This is a genomic window from Lactiplantibacillus xiangfangensis, from assembly GCF_001438845.1.
GTDB lineage: Bacteria > Bacillota > Bacilli > Lactobacillales > Lactobacillaceae > Lactiplantibacillus > Lactiplantibacillus xiangfangensis.
This window is the reverse complement of the sequence record NZ_JQCL01000040.1, coordinates 1-16,510: the sequence shown is the minus strand read 5'-3', so window position 1 is coordinate 16,510 and position 16,510 is coordinate 1. Positions and strand designations below refer to the sequence as shown.

The following is a 16,510-nucleotide window of genomic DNA, read 5'->3' as shown; positions in this document are numbered from 1 at the left end:
ATCTGATGGAAATAACAATAGTAAGATTATTCTGTCCGGCGGAGCGATGAAGAATCTTAATTTTTAATCGTTAACCTTTGATATGACGACGATTTTGGAACTTTAAGTATTTAAAACAGTCAGGACCGCACGTCATTATAACAACGTGCGGTCCTGACTGTTAAAGTAAATATTAAAGTGAAAACCCTCCGAATGAAATTGAGAGTGAAATTAAACCTGTCCCGATAAAGTAGTTACGGATATTAGTATCATCGTATTTACCGGCTTGAACATCTTTTTGAATTTGGTTATAAAACTTAATCAACACAACTGGCACGTCGTGGTGCGCAACGTAACGTTGTGAAATGGCGTGTGATAAGTCCGAAACGACTTTGCCAAACTCTTCGTCGCGGTTTAAGCGACTAGCAGTGTCCAACAAGACCCTATGGAGCGCTGGATTCTTTTTAACGTCTGCGTCTTCGTACAGTTTGCTTAGTTGTGAGATAAAAGCGTTCAATTTTTCGTCGTCCATCGTGATTCCCCCCATAATTGGTGACCTAAATTTAGTCTATACCCATTGACGTTGAAAAGGCAAACTAGGTGTTAATGTTAGAACAAGTTTGAATCGGCATGATTTTAAGTTGTAAATTCAATTTAACTAAGGATGATTAAGGTTCAGTAAAGCTCAGCGATAAGTTGGGATTTAAATTGCAACTTCACGGCATTTCATCTAAAATAGTTAAGATTGAACTAAGAAAGTAGGTACGAACATGTCTGAGGAATCGAAAGCTCATCAGCCGCAAAAGGCACACGTTAATTCCGAAGCTGAAGCCCATCAAAAAATGGTGCGTGGGTCGGCTTGGATGACGGCCGGTAGCGTCTTTTCACGGGTACTCGGAGCCATTTACATTATTCCATGGGTACTTTGGCTGGGCAGTAACTCGACCCAGGGGAATGCGTTGTACGCTAAGGGCTACAATATTTATAGCTTCTTCCTGTTAGTCGCTATTGGTGGGATTCCATCCGCCATTTCAAAACAAATCTCTGAATATAACGCGCAAAACGAATATGCGGTGGGGCAACGGCTCTTTAAACGGGGACTGTTACTGACGTCTGCGTTTGGAATCTTTTTTGGCCTCATCATGTGGTTTGGTGCGGGCTTAATCGCTGCGGCCTTTGGTGGTGGTGATCCGAACGTGATTCCCGTTTTGCGGGCCTTAGCGATCGCCTTAGTGATTATTCCGTCAATGTCATTGACCCGGGGGTTTTTCCAAGGGTATCAACAAATGGCCCCATCCGCAGTTTCTCAGTTCATTGAACAGGTTTTTCGAGTCCTCTACATGTTGGGAGCCACTTACTTTATTATGCGCGTGCAACGGGGGGACTGGGTCGATGCGATTACCCAATCGACCTTTGCCGCATTTATCGGGGCAGCGGCGAGCTTCTTACTACTGGGTTGGTACTATTACCGCAAACGGCCGGAATTAAACGAACTCGCAGCACAAAGTGAACATAAACTAGCCATTCCAATTTGGCAATTATTCCGTGACATTATCGTGCAGGCGATTCCATTTATCGTCATTGATACGGCAACGACCGTGTTTAACTTACTTGACCAAGCCACGTTCCAACCAATGATGCAGATGATTTATCACATGGACGTGCCTAAAATCAATGCGTTGTATGCTTACTTTGCATTCAACGCCAACAAGTTAGTCATGATCATTGTTTCGCTAGCTTCAGCCATTGCGGTGACCGTTGTGCCAATCTTGTCAGAGTCATTGGCCAGCCATAATATGCGTAACATCCGCAAACAACTTGAGGACTCAATTATCCTGTTCCTCTTCATTATGATTCCTGGTGCGCTAGGGATGGCGGCCATTGCCCAACCATTAAATACGTTATTTTATAGCTACAATCAGATTGGTACGTTGATTTTACAAATTTCAGCGTTTACCGCCATCATATTAGGATTATTTACCGTGGTGTCCGCGCTGATGCAAGGGTTATCGCGCAACCGGGACATCATCCGCTACTATCTAATTGGGCTAATTGTTAAGCTGATTGTACAGTGGCCATGTATTTACTTCTTATCAACGGCTGGTCCGTTAGTGGCGACAGCCATTGGGATGATGGTCGCTTGTTTGATGGCCATGTACGATTTGGAAGTCAACTTTGGCATTCGCTACGTTAAGTTATTGCCTAAGGTTAACCGGATCTTAGTTTACTCAATCATGACTTATTTAGCGGCCAGAGTAACGGTCTACGGATTGAACTTCTTATTAAATGAGCAAAGCAAAACTCAGGCCTTTTTGATTGTCGTTCTCGCCGTTGCCGTTGGTGGTGGCGTATACGCCTACTTTGCGTTGAAGTCGCGCTTAGTTGATTTAATGATTGGTGGACGGGCCGCGGGCTTACGGCGCAAGTTAAAGATTAAGTAGGTGAAAGTATGCGAGTTGATAAATTTTTACACGCCATGCGGATTGGGACCAGAACGCAGGTGCGCCGGTTGATCAAAGACGGTCATATTATGACTAATGGCGAGCCAGTGATTTCTGGTAAGCAACAGATCAATCCTGGTAGTGACGCCGTATTTTTAGACGATGAGCAGGTTCGCTACCAACAGTATTTTTATTACGTGATGAATAAACCAGTCGGCGTGATCACAGCGACGAGTGATGCGACGGCTAAAACGGTCATGGACCTTTTCAATGCGACCGATTATCGGGACGACTTGTTTCCGGTGGGGCGCTTAGATAAGGATACGGAAGGTGTGCTCGTGATTACTAATGATGGGGCGTTGTCGCACGCGTTATTAGCGCCAGCACACCACGTGACTAAGGTGTACGAGGCTGAAGTCACCGGTGAGATTACGGCAGATCAGGTAGCTGGGTTCAACGATGGCATTACGCTAAAAGACGGGACCCAGTTACAACCGGCACAAGCAGAAATCGTGGAATTCCATGAAATTGAGGACTTCACGACCATTCGAATCATGATTCACGAAGGAAAATACCATCAAGTTAAACGGATGGTTGGGACCCTTGGTGAACGGGTGGTTCAATTACGCCGCATTAAGTTTGGTTCCTTAGAGTTACCAGTGGGCCTATTGGCTGGAAATTATCGGACCTTAACGGACGATGAATTAGTGGCGTTAAAAACGGCTGCGGATCAACCCGTAGCGGAATAAATATATAAAACGTGATCTGAGAATTTTCCCAGATCACGTTTTTTTGACGATTCTAATAGTTGGTTAAAGATCGAAAGACTTAAAGTTATCGGCAACAATTATCTCTGAATAACTCGCTTCGTCGATCAAAACCGGTGTGCTATGGGGGACGGTCCCAGCCGAAGTGCGGTCTGGTCTCTCAATTCAAAGCCGACAACCCACGTCTTTGAATCGCCCCGCAATATCAGTCGGCTAAGAAACGCCGGCTAATATTGCCGTCACAGCACACCGATTTTGCTCGCCTTCGCTAAATATGGGTTATCTCTTGTTAAGAATCCAGTTTTATTGAATGTGCTGAGATTGTTGGTGATAGCATCGGTCGTGATGGTGGCGTTAGGACGATGGTTTATGCAGCCCTACGCCATGGAATGTCCGGAGCAATTGTGGTTTGTGCAATTGTTCCGGACGAGGGGGGAGACCGCTCCTCAAGTTTAATCCGTTTCCACGACCGCATGTTATCAGTGACAGCCAGACTAGGTAGTCAGGGTTGAGCTCCATCAGTTTTAAAGATGTTTCAATGAAATTTAAGGCTAATTTAGATTTTCAGCCCTTAGTCATCTAGTTCTGCCTGACTAAAATCATGCATGTACTTAGGAATTAAGGCACTAATTTGATGGGGCAAGACGACGTAACGGCTGGCGGCTAAGTCGTCAGCAATCGTACTGTGCAGGTACACCGCGCTTAAAATGGCGTTGGTGAAATCGGTAAATTGACCGCTGAAACCACCAATCATGCCGGCTAAGGTGTCACCCATGCCGCCGGTTGCCATGGCCGGAGTACCCCCGGGATTGAACCAGACTTGCTGATCCGTGTAAATGGTCGTGTGATGGGCCTTAACGACCGCAATGACGCCGAGCTTTTGTTGGGCCTGGTGGTTAGCGGTCGGTGTCTGTTCACTGATCTTTAGGCCGGATAGCCGTTGCCATTCCATTTGGTGTGGTGTCACAACGATGGGCGTTGCGGGTAGCGGCTGGGGATGTGCGGCGAGCAATGTCAGCGCTGAGCCATCAATCACTAAGCGCTGGGGTTGGTGTACCGCGTTAAGTACGGCGGTCAGTAACCGCTCAGCAAAAGGGTCCGTGCCAAGGCCAGGACCAATCACGATGACGTCCATATTAGTGGCGAGACCGAGTAAGTAATCTGTCTGGTGGTAATCCACGACCATTGCTTCTGGTAGACGGGCGTGCAGGCTAGTGAAGTTTTGGGGATCGGTTGCCACGGTGACTAGTCCGGCACCGCTATAAGTAGCGGCGGTAGCGGCCATGATAATGGCACCGCCAAAGTTTTGATTGCCTCCAATGAGGAGCACGCGACCGTAGTTTCCTTTATAGGATTCAGCGGGGCGTTCAATGATTGTCTGTGTGACCAATTTAGATGTAATGGGTTGCATATTGTCACCAACTTTCAAAAGGTTTACTTCGAGTATACCATCGAAAAACGGGGGTGGCTTCCGATTATTAAGTTTAAGCGACCTATGCTAAAATTAAGATAATAATACGTGGGAGGAATGATTCAATGACAATTGATTGGCAAAATGAAGCGGGTAAGCATAAAGATGATTATTTAACGGATTTAACCACGATGTTACGCGTTCCTAGTTTTCGGGATGACAGTAAGGCGACGGACGACGCGCCATTAGGTCCCGGACCTAAAGAAGCGTTGACGACCTTTTTAGCGATTGCAAAGCGCGATGGCTTTAAGACTAAAAATATCGATAACTTAGTTGGTTACGCCGAATATGGTGAAGGCGATGAAACCTTGGCCGTACTGGCGCACGTTGATGAAATGCCCGCCGGTAACGGTTGGGATACTGATCCGTTTGAACCGACCATCAAGGACGGCAAATTATACGCTCGGGGCGCTTCGGATGACAAAGGCCCTGGGATGGCAGCCTACTACGGCTTGAAAATTGTTAAAGAATTAGGCTTAAAACTCAATAAGAAAGTTCGTTTCATTGTTGGGACTGACGAAGAAAGTAACTGGACAGGGATGAAGCGGTACTTTGAAGTTGAACCCGCACCAACCTTGGGCTTTTCACCCGACGCCGAATTTCCATTGATCAACGGTGAAAAGGGTAACGTTAGCTTGAAGTTACACTTCGGTCATCAAGATTCCGGGGACTTTAACCTGATTTCCTTTGACTCCGGTCTGCGTGAAAACATGGTGCCACGGGAAGCCGTTGCCGTTGTTGCCACTGATGATAATGAAAAATTTGCGGCAGATTTCACGTCCTTCTTAGACCAACAACCAGTGACTGGTGAATTGACGGTCGTCCCTGAAGGTGTGCGGTTAGAAGTGATTGGTAAAGCGGCGCACGGGATGGAACCACGTAACGGCATCAATGCTGGGACGTACTTAGCAAGCTTCTTGAGTGGTTACGCTTTTGCAGACGACGCTGCGGGTTTCTTGAACTTCATCGCTGAAAAGCTACACGATGATTCACGGGTCGTTCATTTAGGCTTAGCGTATACCGATGACGTGATGGGTGATTTGACGATGAACGTCGGTTTGTTGCACTTTGATCATCAAAATGGTGGCGATTTGACGTTGAACTTCCGTTATCCTAAGGGCATCGAACCGGCAGATTTGACGACCGGGGTTCAGAACCAAGTCCCAGTTGGAACGACGGTTAGCCAAGGTGACTTCATGGTACCGCACTACGTTGACCCAGAGGATCCAATCGTTAAAGATTTGATGGACGTTTACCGTCGCCAGACTGGTGATCACGATTCACAACCAGAAATCGTCGGTGGTGGCACGTACGGCCGAATGATGAAACGGGGCGTGGCCTTTGGTGCGTTGTTCCCACACACGGAAGATACGATGCACCAAGCCAATGAATTCCAGCCAGTTGATGACTTGATGGCCGCAATGGCGATCTACGCAGAATCAATTGCCGTTTTAGCAACGGACAAATAATCTAATATTTAAGGGGGAAGTTGTCATGACCAAATATCAGCGAATCTTAGTCGGTGTTGATACGTCGCCTCAATCACAGTTGGCGCTAGAAAAGGCCATTGCGATTGCGGTTGAGTGTGACGCTCAGCTAGACATTGTGACGATCATTAACACGGAAAAGTTTATTGGCATCACGCAAGGGCCAATGGGGTTTGGCGCGGCAACCCCACAAATGTTGGATGAAATGACGAAGCAGTTAAAGGCTAACCTGGTTAAATCACGCCAGGTTGCCACGCAGGCGGGTGTTAGGGACGTCTTCGTCCACTTACACTCGGGTAACTCGAAAACGTTGTTAGCGACCGCGTTACCCGCTGAATACGGGACGGATTTAATTGTGGTCGGTGCGACTGGCCTCAATAACGTGACCCGAATCCTGATTGGGTCTAACGCGTCTTACGTTATTCGCAATGCCACTTGCGATACACTGGTTGTTCGAACGGATCTACAACAAAAATCAATTGATTTACCGAAACGATCGACGCGCAACGTCTGATTTTGTCAGGCAAATAGCCGATCAATTGAAAAGGGAGCGCTGGCTGATGGTCGGTAGCGCCCTTTTTTAGTAGGATGGTTACTAAAATTATACGTAATCTTTACGGAATCGTGGGGATTTAAACGAATTAGTCTGGCATGCTTGCAGTAGGTGACGAGTGTCGTAAGGTATAGATGGGATTAATTATATTGACGGCACTGAAAATGAGTTGCTTAACGTGTTAAAATCAAGATACCGTGCCAATGGCCGGGGATAGACAGAAAGGGTTGAATTTAAATGACGAGTAAATCGTTGATCTATGGTCACCGTGGTGTCCCAGTGAAGTTTCCAGAAAATTCATTAGCAGGGTTCGCTTACGCCATCAGTCAGCATATTGATGGATTAGAGTTTGATGTGCACTTAACGAAGGATGGGGTTCCAGTCATTATGCATGACGAAACGGTGGACCGCACGACTAACAGTCACGGCAAGATCGTCGATTATACCTTTCAGGAGTTGCGACAATGTACGTTAAGTAATGGTGAACCGGTGCCGTCGTTAGCGGAATTCCTAGACTTAGTGAGTGGAGAAAACGTCCACTTGAACTTGGAATTTAAGACTGACCGGCAGTACTATCCGGGGATTGAACATAAGGTCCTTCGGATGGTCCAACAAACGGACCTCGTTTACCCCGTGGTGTTCTCGTCGTTTAATTTGCAGAGCTTAAAACGGAGCTATGCCATTGACCCAACACAAAAGTACGCCTTTTTGACTTCAGCTAAGATTGGGGCACCCGAAGCGTTTGCCAAAAGCGAGCATCTGGAAGGACTGCATTTAGAGCATTATCAACCCGTGCACCACGTTGCTGAACGGGTTTGGACAGTTGATGATCCTAGTGAGATGCGTCAGTTATTTGACCGGGCTGTTAGCGCGGTCATTACGAATGATTTTGAGTTAGCGCAGGATGTTCGGGCTGCGGTTTGAGATTTATGATAATAGAGAAGAGTGGACCACAAACTGCCTTTTGGTGCACGTTTCGACCAAAGTAATAGAAAAAGCCGTTCAGAAATTTTAAATTTCTGAACGGCTTTTGTGTTTTGTCCCGGATAAACTTTGGTTAGACACTTGCTGGGTTGCGGATCTTACCCAGTTCAGCGTCAATCTGAGCCAAGACGGCTTTTTGATTTTCGGGTTTTTCTAAGTTGTATTTTTGTAAATCAATCTTCATCTTAGGACTAGCATCGTATTCGTCGAACCATTTACGATAAGCTGTCCACATCTTGAAGTAGTATGATTCCAATTCAGGATTGTGATCGAATTGTTCGTAATCACGACCACGTTTTTTGATGCGGTAAAGAATTGTATCAAAGTCGGTTTCGGAGTAGACCATCAAGTCCGGTGCTTTTTTAGGTAATTCGGTTAGTTCGGTCATCATATTGTCTAACAATTGCAGGTAGACGTTCAGTTCAGTGTCTGAGATGTTTCCCTCAGCATTGTTTTCTCTGGTGAAGAGGGCGTCTTCGTAAATTGAACGGTCGAGAACGTTATTGTCATCGGCCAGGGCCTTCTTGATCATTGCAAACCGTTTGTTTAGAAAATAAATCTGTAATAGGAAACCGTAGTTTTTAGGATCCGAGTAGTAAAGTGGCAAAACTGGGTTGTCACCGACTGGTTCGTAAAATGCTTTAGTTCCAAGGTGATCGGCAATGAGCCCCGTTAACGTGGTCTTGCCGACTCCAATCATTCCTGCTGTTATTATCACCATGATAGCCCCTCTTTATAGAAAATTGCACAACATATTGTATAACAAAAAAGCTCTTTACACCATATATATTATGCGGTTTAGTATCGAATTTTAATAATGTCCCACAGTTAGAACCAGATAATCCGATTAATCGTTCATTGAATCTTGTAAGCACAATATAAAAATTATAGTCGACGAAAGGGTGACTTGCAAGAACGTTGTGAATGAAAAGCTGATAAATCAAATTGAGACTTGCTTCAAAATTATTGAGATTAGCTGTTGTTTTCGGCTGTAATAGCTTAGTAGCAATACAAAAAAGTTTCAATCCCGGATGGCTATTTGGGATTGAAACTTTGTTTGAAAACAAATTATTTATTTTTTGCTTGTTCTTTTAATAGGTCACGAATCTCGGCTAAGTATTGTTCTGAAGCTTCTGGTGTTTCTTCGACTTCTTCTTCAGGTTTGTTGTTAGCAACTTTATTAATAATTTTAACGAGGAAGAAGACGACGATGGCGACGATGAAGAAGTTAATAACGGAGTTCAGAAAAGCGCCGTACTTGAACGTGGCGTCGCCAATGCTAACTTTTAGATTGGATAAGTCGATCCGCCCTAAGAAAATCCCGATTAACGGGTTGATTAGGTTATTAGTCAATGACTTCACGATGGCTGTAAATGCAGACCCGATGATGACCCCAACTGCCAAGTCAATCACGTTGCCGCGAGCGATAAATTCCTTGAATTCTTTAATCATAGTTATCCAAACTTCCCCTTTGAGTTTTAGTTTTGACTTAGTATAGCGAAAATTGCGGGTGGGCTCAACTAGAAAGCATAAAGGCGGTAGAGTAGGCATTCAATGGATGAATGAAAATATAAGCACTGGTTGGCATTGTTTTATTTTGTTAGGTCACCGCGCTATCTAAAGACCGGCACGAGAATTCATCAGAAAATAAACTTTAATTCATAACGAATGTCCGTAAGTCTTAAGATAGGTCGACGAGAAATGGGTGCTTCCAAGAAAAAGGATGGCTCGTTAGCACTGTTTTGAGAAGGTCTTTGGACTCGTCATCAAGTTTTGGAGAGTTGATACATCGTTTGAGGTAGTTAATAGCCGTCTGTTTTTCATTCAAATCACGGCAACGTTTTAAAAAGTACCGGTAGACAACTGGATAAGAACAATAGGTATTACAAAAATCCTGCGTATCTGCGGTAGGGAGGTCTAAACTGATCATCACGCTAACTCGATAACGGATCCATGTACTCTGGTAAAATTGAAGAAAGACGAATTGTTCAGCTCTTTCTTCTGAAAACGTGGCTAGCTTGTTATCGATAACGGCTAACTTCTTTTTTGTTCGTTGGGTTGTAAATATAAACGGGAATCAAAAAGGACGTCTTCTAATGGAAATGATTCTGTCCACGGAAGCTGGATGATATGCTGACATAGCCATTCAAACATTAAGTCATTAAATTTTGAATCATTTTTCTGATACCAATTCTGCCAAGCGAGTGAGCAGTCAATCTGGAAACCACTATCCAAAGTTTGATTATGAAGCAATATTGGGTTAGAGCCGCAGTTAGCAAACTTTAAATACGCTGTGCCAGTCCATTGAAAGCACGCAACTAAGTCAGCATGCGTGGTAGGGATGACCCTCAGTTGAGTTAACACCCACTGAAGGTTTAAGGAAAGTTGGTGTCCGCTGATTTTCTGTTGATCAAACTGATCAAAAAGCTGGACAGTGAGATTGGTGATTCCGGCAAAATCTTTTGCAACTAGGTATGGCAGCAAGCTTAATTGAAATTTTGTTAGTTGGCCTGAGCTAAAGGGGTCCGTGGTGGAATTGACTTGTTCACTATGAAAAAGGACCGCAGCCATGTGTTTGCAAAGGTGCCCGTTACTAGCGTAAGGACAGGTACAGTGAAAAGTTAGTGGATCGGTCTTAATCGTGACGTAATAGTCATTTGATCCCGTTACGGTCGCCGTTATTTGATTGAAAACAATTTTGAAATGGCGAACTAAGCCGCGGGCATTATAGTCAGATCCACGTTGCAAAATCTGGGGCTGAAAGTTAGTTTTCCAATTCACGACTGAGCGCCTCCGTTTTCGAATGCTTGTATGGTTATTTTAGATTATTGGGTCGATGCCCGCAATAAATGGATGTTATCCAGAGAGCGTTATTCGTTCCCCCTACGCTATGGATTGTGAATAAGGGTCATGGATCAATTTTATTTAGTCTGAATTGACCGGGTATCTTGATATTAATTGGAAGTGAATTTTTGGGAGCTATTTGATAGTTAAGCAAATCTAAATGGTTGATATTGTTAGTATCTTCGTATTAATCTAACATGAAAGACGACGTTCGAAGTGTTGAAGAACAAGTTATTACCATAGGCGGGGGCGTCGGCTGTAACGATTCCAAGTAAAATGGTGGAACAATTTAAACTTATCAAGGAAAGCAGTGTAAAGATTGAAATACGATCTGATGATAAATTAATAATTGAAAAGGCTGAGCCCAGCGCATTAACGGCTGCTGATTCAAAATTTCTTACAGCAGCGGATGACACCAATCTCGATTACAATGCTGTGTACCGGTCAATTCGTAATCATCTTCGGTAAGTTGGCTAAACCATATTCATTTTTGAATGTGGTTTTTTATGGTTCATATGGTGACTGTGAAAATTGTTATCTTATTAACCATATTTTTATTTCTCTAATGTATATCCATTTTATTAAAGCGGTTGCATTTGCCCTGTGACTTCGATAGAGTGGAATAGTAATCTAACTTTGAGAGGGTATTGATATGTATAAAATGATTGTTTGTGATTTGGATGAAACCTTGATGAACGACGACGGTTCGTTATCCGATGGTAATTCGGCTGCGATTCAAGCTGCCAGTGCTAAGGGTGTTTACTTTGTGCCTAATTCTGGCCGGAGCTATACGTCGTTTCAAAATGACTTAGCAAAAATGAGATTAAAGGACCAACCTAATCAGTATTCGATTTCGTATAACGGTGGCTTAATTGTTGAAAACAAGGGCAACCGGCCGATGATCGTTAATGCAATGCCGTACGCGGTAGCTGAAAAAGTATTCGCTGCTGGGATTGCTAATCCAAACGCTGCGACCCACGTTTATACCCAGGACGTTTTGTATATTTACAATCAAACGCCAGATGATTCCGCGTATCTGCGTAACCGGGGCGTTAGCTTTGAAGCCGTTGATGACACGGACTTCAGTCGCTTTAAGGATATGAACGTGATGAAAATTATCATGGCGTTACCAACTATGGCTGAACGGAAACAAATGCGTGCGGATGTGGAAGCCAATGTTGACCCATCCCAGTTGGCCGTAACGTACTCTTCAGATCGTTACGTTGAATTTAACCCCGCTGGGATTGATAAGGGGAGTGCGGCTGTTCAGCTTGGAAAATCACTGAACATCCAACCCAGTGAGATCATTGCCGTTGGGGATAATAATAACGACTTACCGATGCTAGAAGTAGCCGGTTTGCCAGTCAGTGTGGCCAATGGGATTGATAAGGTCAAACAAACTGCCAAATACGTGACTACGGCGGACAATAATCATGATGCTTTAGCAGAGATTATTAACAAATTTATTCTATAATAATCAAAAGAAATCAATTTGTAGCATTCACCGTTTGAATTAATCGTTTTACAAGTGTTATGATGGTTATTGAAAATATGGTGGCGTACTATAAATTTTCCAGTAGGTAACGCTAAACATCATTGAATGGGGGAACACGCATGAGTGCGATTCGCGACGATTTGGCTAAAGCGATTAAGAATAAGCAGCTCGTTGAGATCTATTCTAAAGGGACCAACGAACAATTTAGTGTTGGTTTTGTTGTTCAACAGGACGAAAAATTTGTACTTGTCAAAGCAATCAACGTTGATGGTGAACTAGATGGTTTGGTCGTCTTCCGCAAGGCTTCCCTTGCTAAGGTCGTTAGTGGTACGGATTATTTGAAGAGTATGGCCACGATTATTACACTAGCCCAACAACGCGGCTACTATGACGTTTGGAACACGGAACGGTTAGTTGTTAAGTTCTTAAAGAAATCTGATAAGCATTCATTACTGAAAACCTTGTTAAATCAAGCGTTCAAACACGATCGGGTCATTCAGTTATCCGGTCGGATCAAGAAGCATGGGGATAGCTATACTGGCTTCATTCACAGTGAACACAAAAAGTATGTGGAATTCAACTACGTTAATATGTTTGATCTAACGCAACGCCCACAAATTGCGGTTCGTTACGCTGAAATTGATGAAGCAAGCATACACAGTTTTGAAACGTTCAATACCACCGCGGTGATTGAAAGCTTTATGCCCGGTGACTTTCATTAGAAAAATTAATTTTTGTTGTTAAAGCTAATCATATGGGGATGCGACTCTGAATCGCATCCCTTTTGTTTTGGTATGGCTTTCAAGAGTCGGTTAAAAACGCAACGAAACGTTAAAGATTATTAAGTTTTGGTAGCCTAAATATACAAACTGATAGTCTTTCGCTACAATAAGAGTATTGAACCATCGGTACGCGGGGAAAGGGGTGCAGTCATCGTTTACGTTTATTGGTACATCGCCGCCTTTGACCATTGGTATTCGGTCATGTTGGTGTTTATCCTACAAATTCTGATGAATCGTGAATTGCGGCAACGCAAAGTTTACGTCAGCGTCGTATTCATGGCAGCGTTCTTAACGGGACTGTACATGTTGTATGATAATTATTCAGACATTATTACGTTCTTAGTGAACCTAGGCTTACTCGCGTTTGTTCGTAGAAAACGGTACTTTATCGTAACGAGCTTAACGGCCACGTTAGCCTACATTTTGTTCAGTTTCTTTGGGAATTACGCCACCGAAACGATTTTTCACATCTTCAATTTTGGCCTGGACCAGTGGAGTGGTTGGCTATTTGAATTGGTTGGCGAAATTATCGTAACGGCCTGCATGTTGGCAGTTGCGCTCAGTTTTAAAATGATACAAAAGCGTCATCCACACCAGTTTAGTGATGATTTGATGCTAAACGTGATTGTGAGTGCCTTGGTTGTGGTGGCGATCGCCTTCTTTGCGATTACCACTGCGGCGGATAACTATAACATTGGGTCAGGATTCTTAGGAATCTTAATGATCATTCTGGTGGCCATTTTGATGATCAATGCGGGAACGTTTATTTATCTATTTTATAGCTATACCATGCGGGTGCAGGCTCACCGGCAAGCATTGGAACGGCATCAATATGATATTTACGTTGATAACCTTGAAAGCAGCTATCAAAACTTAAGAAAATTCCGGCATGACTATCAAAATATTTTATTGTCACTGGGCGAGTATATCAATACGGCCCATGATCCGGAGCTGAAAGACTATTTTGATTCGGTCGTTGACCGGTCAAAGCAAAGTTTGACGCGTGATTTCGGACATTTTGATAATTTGGAACAGATTAAAGATAAATCATTAAAAGCCATTATCCAAAACAAGTTTTCCGCTGCGCGCCAAGCTGGCATTCAGGTGCGGCTGGAAGCTGATTCGCCGGTCGAACACCTGGCAATTGATCCGGTAACTTTAGCCCGGGTCAGTGGAATTTTACTAGACAATGCGATTGAGGCCGTCACCAGTCAGGCGGACGGTCAGATTGCTGTGGCCGTCGTGAAGTATCCTTGCATGGTCGAGTTGATGTTTACCAATTCGTTACGTGAGCCAATTGCTCGATTAGATGATTTAATGGTGGCCGGGCATACTTCTAAAGGTGCTGGACACGGTCAAGGGCTTGCAACGGTCCGTGAATTACTTGATCCACTGCCTAACGTGACGTATGAAATCAGCGCATGTCAGCGGTTTGAGTTTATTATTAGTATTGAAAGTGAGTGAATGAAGCATGTTAAAAACCTTTATCGTTGAAGATGATCCGGAACAGTTAGCTACGTTAAAGCAGACCATTACGAATCATATTATGATTAATGATTTTGACATGGAGGTGACACTTGCGACGGGCCGGGCACAGCAGCTATTAGATTACTTAATGGCACAGCCCGCGGTTGAAGGACTCTATTTTTTGGATATTGAGTATCCCGGTCAGACCTTAAACGGCTTGGAGTTAGCGACAAAGATTCGTGAATTAGACGTTAACGCGAAGATCGTGTTCGTATCGACCCACTCAGAAATGGCCTTTTTGACGTTTGAACGGCGGATTGAACCCCTTGATTTTGTGGTTAAGGATTTAGGACCTGATATGGTCAAGGCTAAGGTTGAAAAGGATATCCGGGTCGCTTATGAACGCTATACAAAGCAGGGTGCCATTAGTAAGGTTATGTTTTCTTACTCTAAGGGCGGCCAACTATTCAACTTACCCCTGGACCAAGTCTTATTTATTGAGACGGGCGCGAGCCGTAATAAGTTGGAATTGCATTTAATTGACCGACTAGTTCAATATAACGGTAAAATCAGTGATGAGACGGTCGCACACCCAGAATTATTTCGGGTGCATAAAAGTTTCCTAGTTAATCCGCAAATGCTTGTGCGGGTCGATAAGCAACACCAGCTCGGTTACTTTGAGAACGGGGAAACGGTCGATATTGCCATTCGTAAGATGCACGACTTGTTACAGCTGATCAAGACGTCCGAATGGTCAATTGAATTGAGTTAATTGACTCTAATGTAACAAAATCGTTATTTTTAATAAAAACAAATTAACGTTGGTGCAGGCTATTTTAGGCTTTGCACCTTTTTTGTGGCGTTAACGCCGTCTTCGCTTATGATAAAGTCATTAAGTTACCGGTTATGGGGACCGGTCTGGGGGGTGCGTTGATTGAAACAATTTTGGTCGCTGACATTAATGGTGATTGCGGGTTGTGTCTTGATTTTTGGCTCGGAATATAGTTTACAAGGAGATTATCATCGGCATAGCCGTCGCCAAGTCGTTGCCAAGATGGCTTATCATTCAAGCGCCGAAACGGCGACCATTCACGGTCGAACAAAGCACGGCGTCATTGTAACTTTTCACAGTGGCAAAAAAGTTCGGCAAGTTATTTCTAACAAGCAGGATGGTCGCTTCTTAGTTCGAATGCCTGTTAAAGGTCAGAAGCGAGTTGTGGTTCAAGTTGTAGGGTTGAAATCTAAGGTATTAAAAGTACCGGCAGCGTCAAAGAGTTAACAATTATCTATAAGTCATGGGGACAAGGTCTAGACGGGGGTCTGGGCTTTTTTATTTGGCCAGCGCTTTGCTAAAAAAAGATTAAGCTTGTGGGTAAGTAGTAGGCGGCTCGGCCTTTTTGGCGTAAGGTGAAAACGATAGATAAAGAGGAGTCGTTTTATTTTATGGTAATTATTGGCGTTATTTTAGCCGTGGGGATCATCGGCACGTTCGTCTTACGCATGGGGTTTCATTTTCGGTTATCGATGGGAACCTTGACGGAGACGGCATTTGCTTGTTCCTTGCTAAATATTGGGGTGTTCTTGCTCTTTGTTTTGCTTGGTCAGCTAACGGGGCCAGCGTTCATTGCGGAACAGGCGTACCTACCACTTTACCGGGTTTTTCAGGGTGGCTTGATTCCACTGGTTGGGATTGGACTATCCATTGCGGGGATGGTGCGTGAGAAGGGGCTCATGAACTGGTGGTTATTACAGTTCAACTTACTATTTTTGATTTTTGACGTTTTATTAGTGTGGTTTGGCAACATGGCAAGTTAGGTTAGCGGCAGCCGAACGGGGTGTCGTTTTTTTGTTGGAAAATTTTAGCATTTATTGCGTTAGTGTAAAATTTTGACAAAAATAAAGTCCCTAAATAGATGAGTGTTTAGGGATTCTTAAGTGCGAAATTTTTATTATTAAAATTATCTGCCACAAATTTGCCACAAATAGATAAAAAAATGACTCTACCGCTATACAGCAGTAGGGCCAAAGAGTTAGGTTTAAGTACAATATGGGGGATTGTACTTGCTTGTCCATCCACTTTGGGGGAGTAAAATGAACAAGTGTATAACTATTAGGTACAAGTATATACTATTACATAATTGTGAAGAAAGTGTGAAGATTTCGTCTAAACCATAAAAATTTATGTAGCCTGATTTACAATTCAAGTGCACCACTTAAATAATTGGACCAAAAAGGCCATG

16 protein-coding genes are annotated in these 16,510 nt (G+C 43.7%); 11 read left to right on the top strand and 5 right to left on the bottom strand.

Annotated elements, in window-relative coordinates; translation table 11 throughout:
• Nucleotides 1-172: 172 nt before the first annotated feature.
• Nucleotides 173-511 (bottom strand): bacteriocin immunity protein, encoded by a 339-nt coding sequence (locus tag IV64_RS03755; RefSeq protein ID WP_057705830.1) that lies wholly within the window; start codon nucleotides 509-511, stop codon nucleotides 173-175.
• A 238-nt stretch (nucleotides 512-749) separates the two neighbouring features.
• Here IV64_RS03755 and IV64_RS03750 point away from each other — a divergent pair, with 238 nt between their 5' ends.
• Nucleotides 750-2,420 (top strand): putative polysaccharide biosynthesis protein, encoded by a 1,671-nt coding sequence (locus IV64_RS03750; protein WP_057705829.1) that lies wholly within the window; start codon nucleotides 750-752, stop codon nucleotides 2,418-2,420.
• 8 nt (nucleotides 2,421-2,428) lie between these two features.
• Complete coding sequence (locus IV64_RS03745) at nucleotides 2,429-3,169, top strand: 16S rRNA pseudouridine(516) synthase (RefSeq protein ID WP_057705828.1); 741 nt, start codon at nucleotides 2,429-2,431, stop codon at nucleotides 3,167-3,169.
• Nucleotides 3,170-3,758: 589 nt separating this feature from the next.
• On the opposite strand, the gene IV64_RS03740 is transcribed toward IV64_RS03745, so the two are convergent.
• Nucleotides 3,759-4,598: an NAD(P)H-hydrate dehydratase gene (locus IV64_RS03740; protein WP_057705850.1), complete on the bottom strand. Its 840-nt coding sequence runs from the start codon at nucleotides 4,596-4,598 to the stop codon at nucleotides 3,759-3,761.
• Between the two features lie 125 nt (nucleotides 4,599-4,723).
• On the opposite strand from IV64_RS03740, the gene pepV reads away from it, so the two are divergent.
• The 3 genes from pepV to IV64_RS03725 all read left to right on the top strand — a co-directional run bounded on the left by pepV (nucleotide 4,724) and on the right by IV64_RS03725 (nucleotide 7,622).
• Nucleotides 4,724-6,127: a dipeptidase PepV gene (gene pepV / locus IV64_RS03735; RefSeq protein WP_057705827.1), complete on the top strand. Its 1,404-nt coding sequence runs from the start codon at nucleotides 4,724-4,726 to the stop codon at nucleotides 6,125-6,127.
• A gap of 25 nt (nucleotides 6,128-6,152) precedes the next feature.
• Nucleotides 6,153-6,659: a universal stress protein gene (locus tag IV64_RS03730; RefSeq protein ID WP_057705826.1), complete on the top strand. Its 507-nt coding sequence runs from the start codon at nucleotides 6,153-6,155 to the stop codon at nucleotides 6,657-6,659.
• Nucleotides 6,660-6,935: 276 nt separating this feature from the next.
• Nucleotides 6,936-7,622 (top strand): glycerophosphodiester phosphodiesterase family protein, encoded by a 687-nt coding sequence (locus IV64_RS03725; protein ID WP_057705825.1) that lies wholly within the window; start codon nucleotides 6,936-6,938, stop codon nucleotides 7,620-7,622.
• 133 nt (nucleotides 7,623-7,755) lie between these two features.
• Here IV64_RS03725 and IV64_RS03720 read toward each other — a convergent pair whose 3' ends face one another.
• The 3 genes from IV64_RS03720 to IV64_RS03710 all read right to left on the bottom strand — a co-directional run bounded on the left by IV64_RS03720 (nucleotide 7,756) and on the right by IV64_RS03710 (nucleotide 10,463).
• Complete coding sequence (locus IV64_RS03720; protein WP_057705824.1) at nucleotides 7,756-8,403, bottom strand: deoxynucleoside kinase; 648 nt, start codon at nucleotides 8,401-8,403, stop codon at nucleotides 7,756-7,758.
• Between the two features lie 347 nt (nucleotides 8,404-8,750).
• A complete protein-coding gene (gene mscL, locus IV64_RS03715) occupies nucleotides 8,751-9,134 on the bottom strand; it encodes a large-conductance mechanosensitive channel protein MscL (protein ID WP_057705823.1) in 384 nt (127 codons plus the stop codon).
• 582 nt (nucleotides 9,135-9,716) lie between these two features.
• Nucleotides 9,717-10,463, bottom strand: a complete 747-nt coding sequence (locus IV64_RS03710; protein ID WP_057705822.1) for an SWIM zinc finger family protein — start codon at nucleotides 10,461-10,463, stop codon at nucleotides 9,717-9,719.
• 715 nt (nucleotides 10,464-11,178) lie between these two features.
• Here IV64_RS03710 and IV64_RS03700 point away from each other — a divergent pair.
• The 6 genes from IV64_RS03700 (at nucleotide 11,179) to IV64_RS03675 (ending at nucleotide 16,085) form a co-directional block, all read left to right on the top strand.
• On the top strand, nucleotides 11,179-12,000 hold the full coding sequence (locus IV64_RS03700; RefSeq protein ID WP_057705820.1) for a Cof-type HAD-IIB family hydrolase: 822 nt from the start codon (nucleotides 11,179-11,181) through the stop codon (nucleotides 11,998-12,000).
• A gap of 140 nt (nucleotides 12,001-12,140) precedes the next feature.
• Nucleotides 12,141-12,743 carry a hypothetical protein gene (locus IV64_RS03695; RefSeq protein WP_057705819.1) on the top strand — a complete coding sequence of 201 codons (603 nt, stop codon included), beginning with the start codon at nucleotides 12,141-12,143 and terminating at the stop codon, nucleotides 12,741-12,743.
• Between the two features lie 261 nt (nucleotides 12,744-13,004).
• Entirely contained in the window at nucleotides 13,005-14,267 is a 1,263-nt protein-coding gene (locus tag IV64_RS03690; protein ID WP_057705818.1) for a sensor histidine kinase, read from the top strand.
• A 7-nt stretch (nucleotides 14,268-14,274) separates the two neighbouring features.
• Nucleotides 14,275-15,042, top strand: coding sequence for a LytR/AlgR family response regulator transcription factor (locus tag IV64_RS03685; RefSeq protein ID WP_057705817.1), 768 nt, complete (start codon nucleotides 14,275-14,277; stop codon nucleotides 15,040-15,042).
• A gap of 162 nt (nucleotides 15,043-15,204) precedes the next feature.
• Nucleotides 15,205-15,549 carry a hypothetical protein gene (locus tag IV64_RS03680; protein ID WP_057705816.1) on the top strand — a complete coding sequence of 115 codons (345 nt, stop codon included), beginning with the start codon at nucleotides 15,205-15,207 and terminating at the stop codon, nucleotides 15,547-15,549.
• A 164-nt stretch (nucleotides 15,550-15,713) separates the two neighbouring features.
• Entirely contained in the window at nucleotides 15,714-16,085 is a 372-nt protein-coding gene (locus tag IV64_RS03675; RefSeq protein ID WP_057705815.1) for a hypothetical protein, read from the top strand.
• The last annotated feature ends 425 nt before the right edge of the window (nucleotides 16,086-16,510 follow it).

Coding starts and splice junctions, on each gene's coding strand:
- IV64_RS03750 (WP_057705829.1), top strand. CDS start 750: ATGTCTGAGGAATCGAAAGCTCATCAGCCGCAAAAGGCACACGTTAAT.
- IV64_RS03725 (WP_057705825.1), top strand. CDS start 6,936: ATGACGAGTAAATCGTTGATCTATGGTCACCGTGGTGTCCCAGTGAAG.
- IV64_RS03675 (WP_057705815.1), top strand. CDS start 15,714: ATGGTAATTATTGGCGTTATTTTAGCCGTGGGGATCATCGGCACGTTC.
- IV64_RS03695 (WP_057705819.1), top strand. CDS start 12,141: ATGAGTGCGATTCGCGACGATTTGGCTAAAGCGATTAAGAATAAGCAG.
- IV64_RS03745 (WP_057705828.1), top strand. CDS start 2,429: ATGCGAGTTGATAAATTTTTACACGCCATGCGGATTGGGACCAGAACG.
- IV64_RS03685 (WP_057705817.1), top strand. CDS start 14,275: ATGTTAAAAACCTTTATCGTTGAAGATGATCCGGAACAGTTAGCTACG.
- IV64_RS03755 (WP_057705830.1), bottom strand. CDS start 511: ATGGACGACGAAAAATTGAACGCTTTTATCTCACAACTAAGCAAACTG.
- IV64_RS03740 (WP_057705850.1), bottom strand. CDS start 4,598: ATGCAACCCATTACATCTAAATTGGTCACACAGACAATCATTGAACGC.
- IV64_RS03690 (WP_057705818.1), top strand. CDS start 13,005: ATGTTGGTGTTTATCCTACAAATTCTGATGAATCGTGAATTGCGGCAA.
- pepV (WP_057705827.1), top strand. CDS start 4,724: ATGACAATTGATTGGCAAAATGAAGCGGGTAAGCATAAAGATGATTAT.
- IV64_RS03700 (WP_057705820.1), top strand. CDS start 11,179: ATGTATAAAATGATTGTTTGTGATTTGGATGAAACCTTGATGAACGAC.
- IV64_RS03720 (WP_057705824.1), bottom strand. CDS start 8,403: ATGGTGATAATAACAGCAGGAATGATTGGAGTCGGCAAGACCACGTTA.
- IV64_RS03730 (WP_057705826.1), top strand. CDS start 6,153: ATGACCAAATATCAGCGAATCTTAGTCGGTGTTGATACGTCGCCTCAA.
- mscL (WP_057705823.1), bottom strand. CDS start 9,134: ATGATTAAAGAATTCAAGGAATTTATCGCTCGCGGCAACGTGATTGAC.